The organism is Pyxidicoccus sp. MSG2 (assembly GCF_026626705.1).
Taxonomy (GTDB): Bacteria; Myxococcota; Myxococcia; order Myxococcales; family Myxococcaceae; genus Myxococcus.
In genome coordinates, this window is record NZ_JAPNKC010000001.1 from 5,808,105 (window position 1) to 5,824,583 (window position 16,479).

Here is a 16,479-nt window from a genome sequence, read left to right on the forward strand (position 1 = left end):
GCCCGGGTGAGATGCGGGCATGAGGCGATTCCTGGTGGTGGGCGTGCTGCTCGCGGGCTGCGGAGGCTCGGAGGAGCCGCAACTCAGTTACACCGAGCTGGCGGAGCGCACGGCTGCGGCGATGTGCACGTACGCGGAGCGGTGTGACGGGAGCACGGGGCCTTATGAGCAGTGCGTGGCGGAGGTGCTCGCGGCGTATGCGGCGGTGGAGCCGGAGCTGAACGGTGGTGTCTCGGGAGCGAAGTCGGGCTGCGTGCAGTGCATGCGCATCCGCACCGAGGAGCTGGAGTCGGCGCTGGCGAGCGAGTGCCAGCGGGCTCCGGATGCTGCGCGGGTGAGCGCGGTGTGCGGCGTGGATGACTCGGCGTGCGCGGGGGCTCCTTGAGGTCCGTGTCCGTTTCCTGACGCGCGGTAGCTCGGCGCGCTCCTGGCTGCGGAAGAGAAGTCACTATCGTGTCCGGCAGCAACGGTCCTCGTCGGAGGCACGATGGATATGAAGCTCTGGCTTCGACGAGTCGGGCTGTTGCTCGGAGTGGCAGGTGGGGCAGTCATCCTGCTTTCCTGTGGAGCGCACCCTGTTGGCTCCCGCTCCATGCTTCGAGCGGATCATCCGCGTGGACCCGGGAGCTTCTGTGCGCTGAATCCAGAGGGATGTCCGCCTCCGGCCGCTGCTTCCGTGAAGCCTGGGGCCTTCAACCTGGACACGTGCCTCAAGGCTTGTGATGCCGGAGGCGCGGTGCTCGAGAGCTTCTGTCGGGGACTGTCGGAGGCCTGGCAGCGTGAGCTGTGTTGGGGTGCTGTTTCCGGCACGAAGGTCGCGTGCAAGAACATGTGCTACCGCGTGCATGTGTGTATGGACGATTCGGCCCGGTGTCCCGAGCGGACCGAGTGAGAGGAGCCTCATGGCTGGATGGCTGCCGCAGCTCACCTCCATTGATGACCCGATTGCCGACGACTACTGGTCCTTCGAAACGGATGAAGGGCAGAAGCGCTTCGTCCGCATCACCGTCGGCCGGCCCGTCCCGATTCCGGGAGACCCGAACGGGGATTGGTATTGCCCGCTGCTCATCGAGCACCCGCAGCATCCCGACTTCTACTCGGTCGTGGGTGTCGGCCCCGTCGATGCACTGAGGAACGCGATGCGAATCGTGGACGATGGGTTCCGCGACATGCGCAAGGTGAGCCCGCGCGCGAAGCCCCCTGCCGTTCCCTGACTTTCACGTCCCGTGCGTCACAGCGGCACCGCGCCCCGGCCCGTGACAGACTGCGCGCCCATGCGCACCCGGACCCTGCTCGTTGCTCCGCTGCTCCTGTCCACCGCCTGTGCCACCGCCCCCGCCGCATCGCCGGGGGAGCCGCTGGCCGTCGCCGCCACCCGCGCCCCCGCGCCGGAGCGCCCCTTCGGCACCCTGCGCGAGCAGGCCCAGCGTCAGCAGGCCTGGCTCAACGAGCGCATGGAGAAGGCCCTCCCCCAGCTCATGCGCCAGTACGGCATCGAGCTGTGGGTCGTTCCCATGCGCGAGTACAACGAGGACCCCGTCTTCACCGCGCTGTCCGCCCCCACCACCTTCGCCGCCCGCCGCCGCACCATCTACGTCTTCCACGACCGCGGCCCGGAGAAGGGCGTGGAGCGGCTGGCCCTCGGCGGCGGCTCGCAGGGCGGCGTCTTCACCCCGCGCCGCGCCCAGCGTCAGGTGGACGGCGGCGGCGTCAGCCGCGAGGCCGAGCTGTGGGGCCCCGAGCAGTGGCAGGTCCTCAAGCAGGTCCTCCAGGAGCGCAACCCGAAGGTCATCGGCATCAACGTGTCCCGGACGTTCGCCTTCGCCGACGGCCTCACCCACGGCGAATACGAGGGCATGGCCGAGGCCCTCGGCCCCGATTGGGTCAAGCGCTTCAAGCCCGCGGAAGGGCTCGCCGTGGACCTCATCGCCTGGCGCTCCGCCGACGAGGCCCGCTTCTACGAGGACATGACGAAGCTCGCGTGGAACATCATCGAGCGCGCCTTCTCCAGCGACGTCATCACCCCCGGCACCACCCGCGCGCACGACGTGGAGTGGTGGATGCGGCAGCGGCTCACCGACCTGGGCCTGGACACCTGGTTCCACCCCTCCGTGGACGTGCAGCGCCAGGGCGCCACCGAGGCGGAGCTCGGCGAGGACCCCGTCATCCAGCGCGGCGACGTGCTCCACTGCGACTTCGGCATCACCGCGCTGCGGCTGAATACGGACACGCAGCACATGGGCTACGTGCTGCGCGAAGGGGAGACGGACGCCCCCGAGGGCCTCAAGGCCGCGCTCAAGGCGTCCAACCGCCTCCAGGACATCGTCTTCGAGGAGCTGCGCCCCGGCCGCACCGGCAATGAAATCCTCCGCGTCGCGCGCGAGCGGATGAAGGGCGAGGGCCTCGACGGCACCATCTACTCGCACCCCATCGGCCTGCATGGCCACGGCGCGGGGCCCTTCGTCGGCCTGTGGGACCGTCAGGAGGGCGTGCCCGGCAACGGCGACCACAAGGTCATCGCCAACCAGTGGTTCTCCATCGAGCTCCAGGCGACGAGCGCCGTGCCCGAGTGGAACGGGCAGCGCGTGCGCTCCGCGCAGGAGGAGGACATCACCATCGACGCCCAGGGGAAGGTGCACTGGGGCTGGCAGCGCCAGACGGCCTTCCACCTGGTGCGCTGAGCGGACGTCGCGGGGCTCCCACCCGGCGGGAGCCCCGGAGCCGTCGTCAGCGCGCCGCGCCGGTCATCGACTTCAGCAGCGCCACCAGCGCCTGCTTCTCCGCGTCGGTCAGGTCCAGCTTCACGATGGTGTCCGTCCTGCGCCCCGTGAAGGAGCCCGCCGGGTCACCGCCCTCGTTGTAGAAGTCGACGACGTCCTCCAGGGTGGCCTGAGCTCCGGTGTGCATGTACGGCGCCGTCAGCGCCACGTTGCGCAGCGACGGCGTGCGGAACGCCCCCTCCATCTCCTGCTGGTTCGCCTCCGCCCGCAGCGTCTTCAGCCGCACGGCGTCCGTGCCCGCCGGCGCGTCGCTGAAGGCGCTCGCGGCGTTGAACTCCCAGTCCAGCAGCGGCTCCAGCGCCGCCCACTGTCCACCCGCGCCGCTCCCCGAGTCCTCCACGCCGATGTTGTGGAACAGGTCGTCACTCAGCGACGGGCTCTTGTGGCACACCACGCACTGGCCCTTGCGCACGAAGGTCTTCAGCCCGAGGTACACCGGGTCGTTCTCCGCCGTCCCGGCTTCCGCCGCGGCGATGAAGCGCTTCACGTCCTCGTCGAAGGGCGCGTCGGTGCGCACCAGCGTCCGCTCGTACGCCGCCAGCACCTTGCCCACGTTGGCCAGCAGCGTCGGGCCCGTCTCGTCCTCCGGAAACCTCCCGAAGAGGGCCTGGTACTCACCCCGGTACTCCTCCGCCGCCAGCCGCGCGCCCACCACCGTCGCGTCCGAGTTCATCTCGTCCGGGTTCGTCAGCGGCAGCACCGCCTGGCTCCAGAGCCGGTCCGCGCGCCCGTCCCACATGAACCAGCGGCTGTAGGCCACGTTCAGCACCGTGGGCGGGTTGCGCACCGTGCGCTTGCCGCCGCAGCCCTCCGCCGTCGCCGTGTCCACCGTGCGCCCGTCGCCGCCGTGGCAGCTCTGGCACGACACCGTCCCGCAGCGCGACAGCTTCGGGTCGTGGAAGAGCAGGTCTCCCAGCCGCTCCGCCCGCGCGACGCCGTCCACCCGGTTGGTGACGTCCTTCGGGGGCTGCCGGGCCTGGGTGTGGAGGCTGCGGAGCTGGTCCAGCTCGTCGACGTTGGGAAACGCCTCCTCGGAGTCACAAGCCAGCCCCAGCCCGCCCAGGGCCAGGGCGAGCGCGGCGGTGCGCAATCGGTACGGGGTCTTCACCGGGTCGTCCTTCTTCACGTCCATGGCGGCCCCGGCCCTCGCGGTACCTCGAGCCACCCCTGGACTTCGAACCGGCAGCTTCGCGTTCCCTCCCGCGCGAATCAATCCCCGCGTCCCCCCCGACGGGAGAGGGGACGCGGACCCGGCGTCATCAGGCGCCGCAGCTCAGCGTGAAGTCCCGGTTCGAGGTGCCGTAGTCCTTCAGCTTCACCGCCGACGGGGCGGGCGTAATCGTCGGCGCGGCCCCGCTCTCACACTTCAGGCCCGAGTCCGCCGCCAGACCTACCTGCAGGTCCATCTCGCTGGGCAGGCTCGACACCGTGAACGAGCAGCGACCATTGCGGCTGGGCTTCACCATCGCCCGGCCCAGCGCGTCCGCCGGCGTGGCCGGCGACGACACCACCACCTTCAGCTGGTCGCACGCGCCGTCGGTCTTCATCCCGCTCTGCGGCAGGCTCACCACGCCCGCGACGGTGGCGTTGCCCTCGCGGCTGCCTCCGCCACCCATGGTGGCGCAACCGGTGGCGGCAAGGACGAGGGCGGCAATGGCAATCCGATACATGAATCCTCACTTCGTGGGGTAACGAGAAGGCGGCTCGGCCGCGGTACAGGCGACCTACGGCGCGGCCACCCATACAATTGCGTAGGGAATTCATTCCACTGCTTTTGTGCCACCCCACCGGTACGGGGTTTCTGGAATTCTCCAGGAATTCCGCCCGGTTCCGGACGCTGTGTCGCCCCGGTGAACACGCGCTGTATCGGAGAATCAGCCGGCTTCATTGGTCCAATCAAAGACAGACATGACACGGTGCGGGACGTCCCGGGAATGGACACACGCGTCCCACTTTCGCGAAGCCGGGAGGCCGCTTGCTCCCCCCGACGAGGCTCCGGTGGCGCTCCGGTGACGCTCCGTGACGCTCCGGTGACGCGGAGCAAACGGCCGGGACGATGGCCCTCCGCCTGCTGCCAGCCGCTGCCGCCGCCCCCACGGTGAAGGCCAGGAGAGGAGACGCGCATGTCGATGCAGAAGCAGGATCAGACGCAGTCGTGGTCGGGGCTGGGGGTGGGGACGGACCGGAAGTCCTTCCTCGACAAGGTGTCGGCGCAGATTCCGGACTACGAGGCGGAGCGCGCCGCGGAGGCGGTGTTCTGTGCGCTGTCGGAGCGGCTGCCTGGAGGCCTGGTGCGGCAGCTGCGCGAGCAGCTCTCGCCGGACGTCCGGGAGATGATGGGCGCCTGCCACCGGCACCGCGGCGAGGAGCCCGCCAACCTGGACCGCGACGACTTCTACCTCATGGTGGCCAACCACCTGAACGCCGAGCCGGAGAACGTGCGCCTCGTGCTCCACGGCGTGTTCGCCGCGCTGCACACGCAGATTGTCGAGGCCGAGGCCCGGAAGATAGAGGGCCAGCTCCCCAAGTGGCTCCAGGGCACGTGGGCTGCCGCGCGCCTGCAGATTGACCGCCCGGCCTGAGCCGTCCCGTGCCCGTCGGGGCGGGAGGGCCGGTGTCCTCCCGCCCGGCCCTCCCCGGAGTACGGCCCCCCGGAAGCAGGCGCGGGCGCCCGGAGCATGCTCGAGTCCGGACGCCCACCGTCACCCGCGGCCCCCGTGCAGGCGGGCGCTCAGTAGGTCCCTCCCACCGACAGCGTCGCCGAGTAGCGGCCGTCCCCCACGCCCGGTTGCAGGGTGCTGGGGGCGAAGTCCTGGTCGAACAGGATGTTGTAGGCGACGCGCGCGTCGGCGGTGATGAGGCCGCCCAGCTGGTAGCGCAGCCCGAGGCCCGCCGGGACGTAGCCGCTGGTGTCGTCGTTGAAGCCGAGCGCCTCGCCCCTCCTGTCGCTGCGGACGTTGTAGGTCTCCACTCCGACGCCGCTCACCACGTACGGCTGCAGCTTCGTGTCCGTCATGTTGCCCACGAGGAGGGCCTGGCCGCCATTGCGGACGAGGTCCGGGCCGTTGGCGATGCCGCCGCCGTCGGCCCGGTTGAAGTCGACGTCGCTCACGCCGCCGCTGTAGCCCAGCTCGACTCCGAAATAGGGCGAGGGGCGGTAGCCCAGCGTGGCGCCATAGGACAGGCCGGGGTTGATGGTCGGTGCCAGCTGCCCGGTGTAGCCCTCCGCGCCACCGCCCAGCATGGCGTAGATGCCGGTGTCGGCCCGGTTCGTCCGGGTGTCCACCTGCACGGTCTCCAGCTCGACGCTCTGCGCGGACGGCCGGTAATCCTCCTGGGCTCGCGCCGCGCCACCCCAGAGCGCCGCCGCGCACAACCCGCTCAGCACGAATGCCTTCATCGCTCGGACTCCTTTTTCCTTCGTCCGAAAGGCAACGTGCTCCGCGTGGGTAGTCCCGGCAACGTCCCGGCGCCGGGGGATGCGCCCGTCCTTCCCTCCCCGCGGGGCGGGGCGGCCCCTCGGGCACTCCATGCGCCCGGCCTTCCCACCCCGCGGGGCGGGAAGGCCTCATCCCGAGGGCGGCCGGAGCGCCCGGCTCACGGCAGCTGCGACATCGAGTCCAGCGCGGCCTTCGCCTGCACCAGTCCCTCGCCGTAGTCCGTGTCGCGGTCCTTGGTGCCCAGGTCCTCCGCGGTATCCAGCAGGGCATTCTTGACCTGCTCCGGCGTGGCGGTCGGGTGGGCGCTGAAGAGCAGCGCGGCGATGCCGCTCACGTGCGGCGCGGCCATGGACGTCCCGGACATGTACGTGTAGTCCGCCCGGTTCACGTCGATGCGCACGGGGTAGTCGAACCGCTGGTCCAGCATGGTGCTGCCCCCGCTGTTGATGGTGACCGCCGGCACCCACGTGCCGCCCTGGGGCAGCGAGAGAATCTGCGCGCCATCCTCCACGTCATCGGTGGAGAAGATGACGGCCCTCGCGCCCTGCCTCATCACGTTGACCATGGCCTGCGCCGCGGAGACGCGGCCGGGGCGCACGTAGGCGATGAAGCCGCTGCACACGCTGCCCGCGCACGAGTCCATCGTCTCCGCCGCGCCGCAGTCCACCAGCTTCTGGTTGTACTCGCCCGGGGGCGCGTACAGCAGCGCGCGAGACAGCATGTCCGTGCCGTCCGCCTCCATTTTGGATAGGGTGCCCCAGCCGCGGGGGAAGGTGGACAGCACGTCCACGCCCGGTGCCACCAGGTCCAGGTCGCCGCCGCCGGCGGAGAACCGCGCCCGCCGGTCCTGCGCGTCCACCGCGCCCACCGCCAGCACGGACGGGTCCGACGCGGGGTAGGACACCACCTGGCTGCCGTCGTTGCCGGACGCGGCCACCACCAGCATCCCGCCGGTGTACGCCGCCTTGAAGGCCTGCAGCGTGGTGCGCGAGGCGAAGCCGCCGCCCAGTGACAGCGAGGCCACCTTCGCCCCCTGGCTCGAGCAGTACTCCAGCGCCGCCAGCACATAGCTCATCTGCGTGCTGCCGTAGACGTCCAGCACCCGGGCGATGACCAGCTCCACCTCCGGCGCCACGCCGATGAGGCCGCGGCCCCGCGGCAGCTCGATGCCGGCCTCGGCGCCTCCGCCCGCCCGCGCGGCGATGATGCCCGCCACGTGCGTGCCATGGCCGGTGCCCCACGCCTTGAGACTCCCGTCCCAGGGCTCGTCGTCACCGTCCAGGAAGTCGTGTCCCGCCACCACCGCGCCCCGCAGCTCCGGGTGCTCCAGGTCCAGCCCGCTGTCGATGATGCACACCCGCACGCCCCGGCCCGTGGGGCGCCCCGGGTCCGGCTGTTCGTCTCCGTCCAGGTCCCATACCTGGTTCGCCTGCACCCGGAGCAGCCCCGCGGTGTACTCGCTGGAGATGCTGCCCTTCACCACCGAGGAGGCGAGGGTCCGCGCCGGCATGGTGGCCGGCCCCAGCGAGTGCCAGACCTGGTCCGGCTCGATGCTCTCCACTTGCGCGTCCCTCGCCAGCGCGTCGCGCTCCTGCTCCGACAGGCGTGCGGCCACGGCGGGCACGCTGCGGTACGTGGACGTCACCCGGCCGCCCAAGCCCAACTGGTGCACCTGGGCGGCGGCCGATACGCCGCCGTCCCGGAAGCGGACGATGTACGACTTGCGGCCGTCATCCCCGGGCGTGGCCGGGGCGCCAGTCTGACCCGGCGGTGCCACTTCCAGCGCGCCCGCCGAGATATTCGGGCACACCCCGCCCTGGGCGTCCTTGTACGAAGTGTTCTCCGGCGCGCATGCCACCATCGCCACAAGCCCGACGAGTCCCCAGCGCTTCATGAGCCACTCCTTCCGTCACCGCCACCCGGCGAGACACCCACACGCAGCGGGCCGGATGCCTCCGGTCCGCTGATCGGGCATGCCTCCAGGGAGTGCATCCCCTCGCGCCTCCGCAACGGTTGCGGGAGGCCGGGGCAACGGGAGGTGTGGAGGTTCACATCCCGTCTGTTGGGGGCCGGAACCGCTGTGCCGGACCCTGCGACGCCCCTGGAACCGCGGTTACGGCTCCGCGCTCCGGCCGCCCACCCCGACCGACGGGTGGGCCCCGGACTCACTCGTGAAAAGTCTCAACGACGCGGAGCCGTGGACGTATTGGCGGTTTCACGGACAGTCTTGACGGATGGGTCTGACACCTCCCCGGGGGAGGGGCTTTCCGTTCAGGGCGCCAGCGGTGTCCAAAACCACTGGAAGTCCCCCGCCTGCTTGATTCGTCCAGTGGCGGGTGCTTCGCTGCCGGGAGAAGCCATGAGCACCGCACCTACAGAGTCCCCACGCTTCCTCGGGCGTTACGAGCTCGTCCACCCCCTGGGCCAGGGCGGCATGGGCGAAGTCTTCCTGGCGAAGATCAGCGGCGCGGCCGGCTTCGAGAAGCCGTGCATCGTCAAGACGATTCTCCCGGCGCTGCTGAAGGACCGGCAGTTCCTGGACCGCTTCCACCACGAGGCCAAGGTGCTGGTGCACCTCGTCCACTCGTCGATTGCCCAGGTGTACGACATGGGCGAGGCGGACGGCACCTACTTCATGGCGCTGGAGTACGTGGCCGGCGTGGACCTGGCGTACCTGCTGGAGCAAGCGCGGGCGCAGAACGTCCAGGTGCCGGTGCCGGTGGCGCTCTTCCTCGGCCAGCGCATGGCGGAGGGCCTGGGCTACGCGCACCGCAAGGCGGGGCCGGACGGCACGCCGCTGGGCATCGTCCACCGCGACGTGTCCCCGCACAACGTCATGGTGTCGTACGAGGGCGAGGTGAAGGTCATCGACTTCGGCCTCGCCAAGTCCGCGGCGCGCAGCAAGTACACGCTGCCGGCCACGGTGATGGGGAAGCTGGGGTACATGTCCCCGGAGCAGGTGCGCGCCGAGGCCCTGGACCACCGCAGCGACATCTACTCGGCCGGCGTGGTGGTGTGGGAGATGCTCGCGGGCCGCTCGCTGATTCCCCACGGGACGGTGGGGGAGATGATGGCGGCCATGTCGCAGCCGGTGGTGCCCTCGCTGACCGAGGCCCGGCCGGACGTGGACGCCGCGCTGGACGCCGTCGTGCGGCGCGCGCTGGAGGCGAAACCGGACGCGCGCTACGGGCGCTCGGATGAGTGGGCCCGCGCGCTCAACGGGGAATTGGTCCGCACGGGCGCGGCGGTGGGCGCCGAGGAAGTGGGCCAGTTCGTCCGCGCGCTGTGCCCGGAGGCCTTCGCCTCGCAGCGCAAGCTCATCTCCAAGGTCAGCTCGTCTTCAGGCCACCACCGCACCCCCGCGCCGAGCACGGGCACGGGCGTGTTCGGCACCGGCCCGCAGCCGCCGGCGGCGGAGGAGGATGTCTCCGGCTACGGGTCCACGATGGTGCGCAGCGGCAGCGACAGCCAGCTCGCGCGCCAGTCGGGAGGCATGGCCCGGCCCGACGCCGTGTATGCGGACGGTGACGACGCGGACCTGGGCGCCACCACGGTGCGCCAGCCCTCTGGCGCCGCGCCGGCTCCCGCGCGTGCGCCGAGTGGAAGCCAGGGCGTGCGCAAGCCGTCGCGCCCGGTGCCCGCGGTGGAGGTGGACGCGGCCGCCGCCGAGGAGGCGCTGGAGGAGCGTGCGGCCCGCAGGCGCCCGACGGGGCTCTACGCCGCCATCGCCGTGCTGCTGGTGATTGCCACCGCCGCCAGCACCGCGCTGTTCATCGGCCGGACGGGGGCTCCGGTGGCGCAGGCCCCGGCCACTCCGGTGAAGGACACGCCAGCCCCCACGGCGAACAGCGCGAGCGCGAAGGGACCCGAGGCGACGACTGGCACCTCGGGCACGGTGGCCGCGGGGACTTCGGGCACGGCCCCCAATACGGGGACCGCCGCTGCCGGGACTCCGACCGCTGGGACCGCGGACGCCGGGGCCGTGGTGGCCGCCACGGGACAGGGCGCTCCGGCGGCAGCGGCCGTGCCGTCCTCGGCGAGCGTCGCCGCTGGCAGCGTGACGCCGGGCAAGACGGAGCCGGTGGAGCCCGTGGCGCACCCGGCGCCCACGACGACGGCGAAGACCCCGGTGAAGAAGAAGCCAGCCACGCCGGCACCCGCCGCGCCGACGGTCCGGTACGTCTCTCCCTCCCTGGTGCTCAAGGTGGTCGAGGAGGGGGAGAACCACTACGTCGAGCGAGGCTTGGCCGCGGGGCTCGTCCCGGGTGCGCAGGTGATGGTGGTGGGGCCGGCGAAGAACGGCCAGCGGCCCGTGGTGGGGTCCGCCACCGTGCAGAAGCCCGCCAGGGGGCTCAAGGGGTTGAAGAAGCTTCGCAAGACATACCTCGTGCTGGAGCCAGCGGACCTCGCCTCCGCTGGAGACATCTACGTGGCCGTGCCCGAGGGCTCGGCCCCCGCTCCCGACAAGGCCGAGGGGGACACCGACACCGAGGAGCCGGACACCGCCGAGGAGCCCGTGAAGCCCGTGAGGGAGGCCCTCTATGCGGACATGTCGCTGCCGAGCGTGTTCGAGCAGGTTGCCAAAGTGGCCATCAAGGTCCGTAACCAGGGCACCACTCCATGGACCGGGTGCTCGGTGGTGATGCCCGTGCGCAGAGTGGCCTCGGTGGGCAAGATCGCGGCAAACGAGGAGCGGGCGGTTCCCGAGAGGCTATTCAGGCCCAACCAGGAAGCGAAATTCGACCTGGGCTCCAGCAAGCTGGGCATCTTCTGCAACGAAGGTGAATACACCGTGGAGAAGAAGCTGGTGAGGTAGCCAGGCTCCAGCGGAGCAGGCCGGCCCCGTGCCCCTCACTCGTTCAGCCGGTCCACGGCCACGGGACAGTCGGCCACCAGCGCCTTCGCCTCCGCGTCACCGCCGCGCGCGTTGCGCACCAGCCGGTCCAGCGAGCGCCGGCACTCCCACGTCGCATCCCGCGTGCCGTGGCAGCAGTGCCAGCCGGTCAGCGTCTTCCCCAGGTACTTCAGCGCCTCCGCCTTCGTCGGCGTGATGAGCAGCCACACCGCGCCGGCCAGCACCCCCAGCCACGGCAATTGCACGGCCACGCCCTTCAGCCGTGGGCCCGCGCCCGGCGCCACCGGCTGGGCGTGCAGGCCCAGCTTCGCGTCCAGCGGACGCCGGTGCAGCACGCCCGTCAGCAGCAACTCCACGGGCGCGGTGGCGGCCCGCGCCAGCCCGAGCGGCAGGCCCGGCGCCGCCTCTCCCCGCACCAGTCGCACGCCGGCCACCTGACGCCACAGCGTCCGGCCGGTGAGCCCACCCACCGCGGACGCGACGAGCCACGCCAGCGCCATGGCGAGCAGCAGCGTCCCCGCTGTGCGCTCCACCTCCAGCAGGCGCAGCGCGGCCCAGCCGACCAGCGCCGCCGTCGCCAGGTCCAGCAGGTCCGCCAGCCAGAGGTGCCACTGGTACCGGGACTCGGGTCTCACCGAGTCCGTCGAGAACAACGCCCCGTCGCTCATCCACCCTCTTTTCGGGAAGGGGAAGCATAGACCGGCCCGAGACGCCGGGCCGCACGGACATTCCGCCGTGACAGACGGGGAACACCTCGCGCGTGCCGCCGTGTCTCATCGGGGAGGCGCCCCGGGCGCGAGCCGCGCTGAAGCCTGAAGCCCCGGGGGCGGGGTGCCCGCGACTCCCGGACGATGCCGGCCCGCCGCCGCGTGTCCACCTTCCCCACCCTCCCCGGATGAAGGTCTCCCGGCCGCGAGCGGAGGCAGCCGAGGCGGGAGGCGCCCGGTGTGTCGTCTGGTTCGACCGGAGGACGTGCCTCGTGTCGCCTTCTCGCAGTGGCGTCAGAGGGGAACGGCTCTCATCTTGAGTCCAGCGCGATGCGGCGAAGCCTCCACCACCACCGGGGCTTCGTGCCGGCAGGCGCGGGCTCCTGGCCAGCTGGAAGCCGGGAAGGCCCCCTGAGTGGTGGGCGGTGGCGGGCGGGGCGGCAGCGGCGGGGGCGGTGGGGGGCTGTACAGGGGATGGAGGTCGCGCCCCCGCCGCTGCCGCCAAGGCTGCACCACTCAACGTTCCACCTGGGGTGAGACGTACCGCGTTTGGCCTCCCGACCGGTTCTGCCGGACACTAGGGGCCTCATGTGCATTCCGGGGTACAGACCCCACGCCGGGTGGCGTGGGCTCATCGGGCTCTTCTTCCTCGCGGGGCTCCTCCTCGCGAGGCCGGGCATGGCCCTGGACCCGGAGCGCCGCGTCTCGCAGTTCAGCCAGGACTCGTGGCGCAGCGACGACGGGCTGCCGCAGAACAGCCTGCTGTCGCTGGCGCAGACGCGCGACGGCTACCTGTGGCTGGGCACGTGGGAAGGGCTGGTGCGCTTCGACGGGGCGCGCTTCGTCGTCTTCGACAAGCGCAACACGGAGGAGCTGCGCAATCACACCATCAAGGCGCTCGCGGAGGACGCGTCGGGCACGCTCTGGGTGGGCACCGAGCAGGGCCTGGTGGCGTACCGCGACGGCCGCTTCGAGCGCGCTCCGGGCGCGGCCGCGCCGCTGGACGGCGTGAAGGTGGAGGAGCTGCTGGTGGGCGAGGGCGTGCTGTGGGTGGGCACGTCCGTGGGCCTGTGGCAGGTGCCGCTGGGAGACGGGGCGGCGCGCCAGTACACCGTGGAGCAGGGCCTGCCGAACTCGAACGTCACCGCGCTGACGCAGGGCGAGGGCGGCTCGGTGTGGGTGGGCACGGCGGAGGGGCTGGCGCGGGTGGTGGGCGGCGAGGTGGAGCACGGCACCTTCGCCATTCCGGGGCCGAAGCCGCGTCAGGAAATCCAGGCGCTGAGCCGGGACTCGTCGGGCGTGCTGTGGGTGGGCACGATTTCGGGGCTCGTCTCGTGGAACGGGACGGTGGCCCGGCGCTTCACGACGGACGACGGACTGCCGGCGACCTCCGTCACCGCGCTGTTCACGGACACGCGCGGCACGCTCTGGGTGGGCACGCGCCGCGGTGGCCTGGTACGTCACTCCGCGGACGGCTTCAGCGAGCCGGTGCCCGGCACCGGGCTGGTGGAGGCCGAGGTGCTGTCCCTGCTGGAGGACCGGGACGGGCACCTGTGGGTGGGCACGTATTCGGGGCTGTTCCGCCTGCGTGACGGCTCGTTCTCCACCTACGGGCTGCCGGAGGGGTTGGACCCGGAGGGGACGGTCAGCGCCGTGCTGGAGGACCGGCGCGGGACGATGTGGATTGGCACCGTGGGCGCCGGGCTGTACCGCCTGGAGAACGGCGTCCTCCGCCACGTGGGCGCGGAGGAGGGGCTGGCGGAGAAGGTCATCCCCGCGTTGCACGAGGCCGCGGACGGCACGCTGTGGGTGGGCACCGTCGGGGGCCTGTACCGGTATGACGGCAAGCGCTTCACGAAGCTGCCGCGCGAGCAGGGCGGGCCCCAGGAAGTGGTGACGGCCATCCTGGTGGACTCGCGGGGCGACACCTGGGTGGGGACGCAGTCGGGGCTGGTGCGCATCCACGAGGGCAACGCCACGCCGTACACCGCGAAGCAGGGCGTCACCCACCCGGTCATCGTCATCACCGAGGACGTGCAGGGGCAGGTGTGGTTCGGCTCGGAGGGGGGGCTCATGCGCTGGGAGGGAGACAAGAAGGGCTTCCGCCAGTACACGCAGAAGGACGGGCTGCCGGGAGACCTGGTGCTGGCGCTGCTGGCGGACGAGGACGGCACGCTGTGGGTGGGCACGGAGACGGGGCTGGGGCGGTGGCGCGACGAGAAGTGGGCGCGCTTCACCGTGCAGCAGGGGCTGTACGACGACGCGGTGTTCAGCCTGGTTCCGGACGGGGACGGGCACCTGTGGATGAGCAGCAACAAGGGCGTGTCCCGCGTGTCGCGGCGTGAGCTGGAGGAGGTGGCGGCCAAGAAGCGCCAGCGCGTGGTGTCGCTGGACTTCGACCAGCGTGACGGCATGCGCAGCGCCGAGTGCAACGGCAACACGCAGCCGTCCGGCTGGCGGACGAAGGACGGGCGGCTGTGGTTCGCCAACCTGAGTGGCGCGATTGTCGTGGACCCGGTGCGCGTGCGCGCGAGCCGTCAGCCGCCCGAGGTGCGGATTGAAGAGGTGCGGGTGCAGGGCCAGCCGGTGCCGGTGGAGGGGCGGGTGGAGCTGCCGTCGGGAGGCTCGCGGCTGGAGATTCGCTTCACCGCCTTCTCGCCGGTGGACGCGGCGCGGCTGCGCTTCCGCTACCGGCTGAAGGGGCATGACGACGGCTGGGTGAACGCGGAAGTCCGCATGGCCACGTACACGGGGCTGCGTCCGGGGAGCTACCACTTCGAGGTTCAGGCGGAGGGCCGTGACGGCGCCTGGTCCGAGCCGGTGGTGCTGGACGTGGTCCTGGAGCCGAGGCTCTGGCAGCGCACGGGGTTCTGGCTGCTGTGCGTGTTGGGGACGGGGCTGCTGGGCGTGAGCGTGTACCTCTTGCGCGTGGGGCAGTTGAAGGCGCGCGAGCGGTGGCTGGCGGAGCGGGTGCAGGACCGCACGCGGGCGCTGGCGCGGGCGAACGAGGAGCTGGAGGCGCACATGCGCACGCTGCGGCAGACGCAGGCGCAGCTCGTCCAGGCGGGGAGGATGGCGGCGGTGGGGCAGCTCGCGGCGGGAGTGGGGCACGAAATCAACAACCCGCTGGCGTACATCGTGTCGAACCTGGAGCACGCGAGCGAGGAGGCGGAGGCGCTCGCGCGAGAGCTGGGGGAGACGCGGGGCGCGGGGCCGAGGTTGCGCGAGGTGAGCCAGGCGCTGCGCGAGGCGCTGCACGGCGCGGACCGGGTGCGGCGAATCGTCCGGGACTTGAAGACCTTCTCCCGGCCGGACGACGAGAAGCAGGGGCCGGTGGACCTGCACGCGGTGCTGGACTCGGCGGTGAAGATTGCGATGGCCGAGCTGCGCCCGCGCGCGAAGCTGGTGCGGGAGTACGGCGACGTTCCGAAGGTGGAGGGCAACGAGGCGCGGCTGGCGCAGGTGTTCCTGAACCTGCTCATCAATGCGGCGCAGGCGCTGCCGGAGGGGCGGGCGGAGGAGAACGAGGTCCGGCTCGTCACGCGGCTGGCGCCGAATGGGATGGTGATTGCGGAGGTGCGCGACACGGGCATCGGCATCGCCGCGGAGGCGCTCGGGCGCATCTTCGACCCGTTCTACACGACGAAGCCGCCGGGGGTGGGCACGGGGCTGGGGTTGTCGCTGTGCCACGCGTACGTGTCTGCGATGGGCGGCACCATCTCCGTGGAGAGCGAGCCGGGCCGGGGCGCGGTGTTCCGCGTGACGCTCAGGCGAGCGCCCGCCGAGTCCACGGCGGTGCCGGCGGCGCAGGTGCCGCGCGGGACCCGCGAATCAGGGGTGCTGCCAGCGGTGCAGGTGCAGGGCCCCGCGCTGGAGCCGAAGCCGGTGCAGGTGCAGGGCCCCGCGCTGGAGCCCAAGCCGGTGCAGGTACAGGGCCCCACGCGCGAGTCGCAGACAGTGCCCGCCATGCAGGGCTGGAGCACCGCGCGCGAGTCGCAGTCCGTATCCACCACCGTGCCGGGGCGAGGCACCGCACGTGATTCGATGTCGCCGCCCGCCGTGCCGGTGGCCACCACTCCCCCCAGCCCTCCCCCCTCGAGCGTGGATGCCGGAGCCACCGCGCCGCGGACTTCGGGCTCGGCGGCCGAGGTCGCCCCCTCCGCGAGAGCCCTCCACGAAGTGGCGCGAGCGCAAGCTCCGGGCGTGCAGGGGCCTCCCCGCGAGTCCCGCACGGACACGCCGCCGCCAGAGTCCACTGCGGGACAGGCCCTCGGCGACAGCCCCGAGCCGGCGCGTGGCCGCGTGCTGGTGGTGGACGACGATGCGCTGGTGAGCGGAGCCATCCGCCGCACGCTGTCGCGAGAGAACGACGTCGAGGTGCTGGTGAGCGCGAGGCAGGCCCTGGCGCAACTGACGGGGCCGGAGCTGCGCTACGACATCGTGCTCTGTGACTTGATGATGCCGGAGATGACGGGCATGGACCTGTTCGAGGCCCTGCAGCGGTCGGCACCGCGAGTCGCCGAGCGGGTGGTCTTCATCACCGGCGGGGCCTTCACGCCGGCCGCGCGCACGTTCCTGGAGCGGGTGGAGAACCCTCGCGTGGAGAAGCCCTTCGACCCCGAGGCCCTGCGCACGCTCATCCGCTCCGAGGTCGCGCGCGTCCGTCGCGCGGCCTCCGAGCGGGCCGCGTAGCCCGC

Annotated in this window: 11 protein-coding genes; 6 read left to right on the forward strand and 5 right to left on the reverse strand. The window is 71.7% G+C overall.

Annotated features, from left to right (window positions below):
- Window positions 1-19 precede the first annotated feature (19 nt).
- From OV427_RS22695 to OV427_RS22705, 3 genes are all read left to right on the forward strand, one after another.
- The gene (locus tag OV427_RS22695; protein WP_267858234.1) at window positions 20-385 is read left to right on the forward strand and encodes a hypothetical protein; all 366 of its coding nucleotides are present in this window, start codon (window positions 20-22) and stop codon (window positions 383-385) included.
- A gap of 517 nt (window positions 386-902) precedes the next feature.
- Window positions 903-1,214, forward strand: a complete 312-nt coding sequence (locus OV427_RS22700; protein ID WP_267858235.1) for a DUF6968 family protein — start codon at window positions 903-905, stop codon at window positions 1,212-1,214.
- 60 nt (window positions 1,215-1,274) lie between these two features.
- The gene (locus tag OV427_RS22705) at window positions 1,275-2,681 is read left to right on the forward strand and encodes a M24 family metallopeptidase (protein WP_267858236.1); all 1,407 of its coding nucleotides are present in this window, start codon (window positions 1,275-1,277) and stop codon (window positions 2,679-2,681) included.
- Between the two features lie 46 nt (window positions 2,682-2,727).
- Here OV427_RS22705 and OV427_RS22710 read toward each other — a convergent pair whose 3' ends face one another.
- The gene (locus OV427_RS22710; protein ID WP_267858237.1) at window positions 2,728-3,912 is read right to left on the reverse strand and encodes a cytochrome-c peroxidase; all 1,185 of its coding nucleotides are present in this window, start codon (window positions 3,910-3,912) and stop codon (window positions 2,728-2,730) included.
- 127 nt (window positions 3,913-4,039) lie between these two features.
- The gene (locus tag OV427_RS22715) at window positions 4,040-4,450 is read right to left on the reverse strand and encodes a hypothetical protein (protein ID WP_267858238.1); all 411 of its coding nucleotides are present in this window, start codon (window positions 4,448-4,450) and stop codon (window positions 4,040-4,042) included.
- A 453-nt stretch (window positions 4,451-4,903) separates the two neighbouring features.
- Between OV427_RS22715 and OV427_RS22720 the strand changes: the two genes are divergently transcribed.
- A complete protein-coding gene (locus tag OV427_RS22720) occupies window positions 4,904-5,362 on the forward strand; it encodes a DUF2267 domain-containing protein (RefSeq protein WP_267858239.1) in 459 nt (152 codons plus the stop codon).
- Between the two features lie 149 nt (window positions 5,363-5,511).
- Here the strand turns inward: OV427_RS22720 and OV427_RS22725 are convergent, their stop codons facing one another.
- Entirely contained in the window at window positions 5,512-6,180 is a 669-nt protein-coding gene (locus OV427_RS22725; RefSeq protein ID WP_267858240.1) for an outer membrane beta-barrel protein, read from the reverse strand.
- Window positions 6,181-6,377: 197 nt separating this feature from the next.
- Window positions 6,378-8,114, reverse strand: a complete 1,737-nt coding sequence (locus OV427_RS22730) for a S8 family serine peptidase (RefSeq protein WP_267858241.1) — start codon at window positions 8,112-8,114, stop codon at window positions 6,378-6,380.
- A gap of 465 nt (window positions 8,115-8,579) precedes the next feature.
- Between OV427_RS22730 and OV427_RS22735 the strand changes: the two genes are divergently transcribed.
- Complete coding sequence (locus tag OV427_RS22735) at window positions 8,580-11,036, forward strand: serine/threonine protein kinase (protein ID WP_267858242.1); 2,457 nt, start codon at window positions 8,580-8,582, stop codon at window positions 11,034-11,036.
- Between the two features lie 35 nt (window positions 11,037-11,071).
- Here the strand turns inward: OV427_RS22735 and OV427_RS22740 are convergent, their stop codons facing one another.
- Entirely contained in the window at window positions 11,072-11,743 is a 672-nt protein-coding gene (locus tag OV427_RS22740; protein ID WP_267858243.1) for a hypothetical protein, read from the reverse strand.
- Between the two features lie 627 nt (window positions 11,744-12,370).
- Here OV427_RS22740 and OV427_RS22745 point away from each other — a divergent pair.
- On the forward strand, window positions 12,371-16,474 hold the full coding sequence (locus tag OV427_RS22745; protein ID WP_267858244.1) for a two-component regulator propeller domain-containing protein: 4,104 nt from the start codon (window positions 12,371-12,373) through the stop codon (window positions 16,472-16,474).
- The last annotated feature ends 5 nt before the right edge of the window (window positions 16,475-16,479 follow it).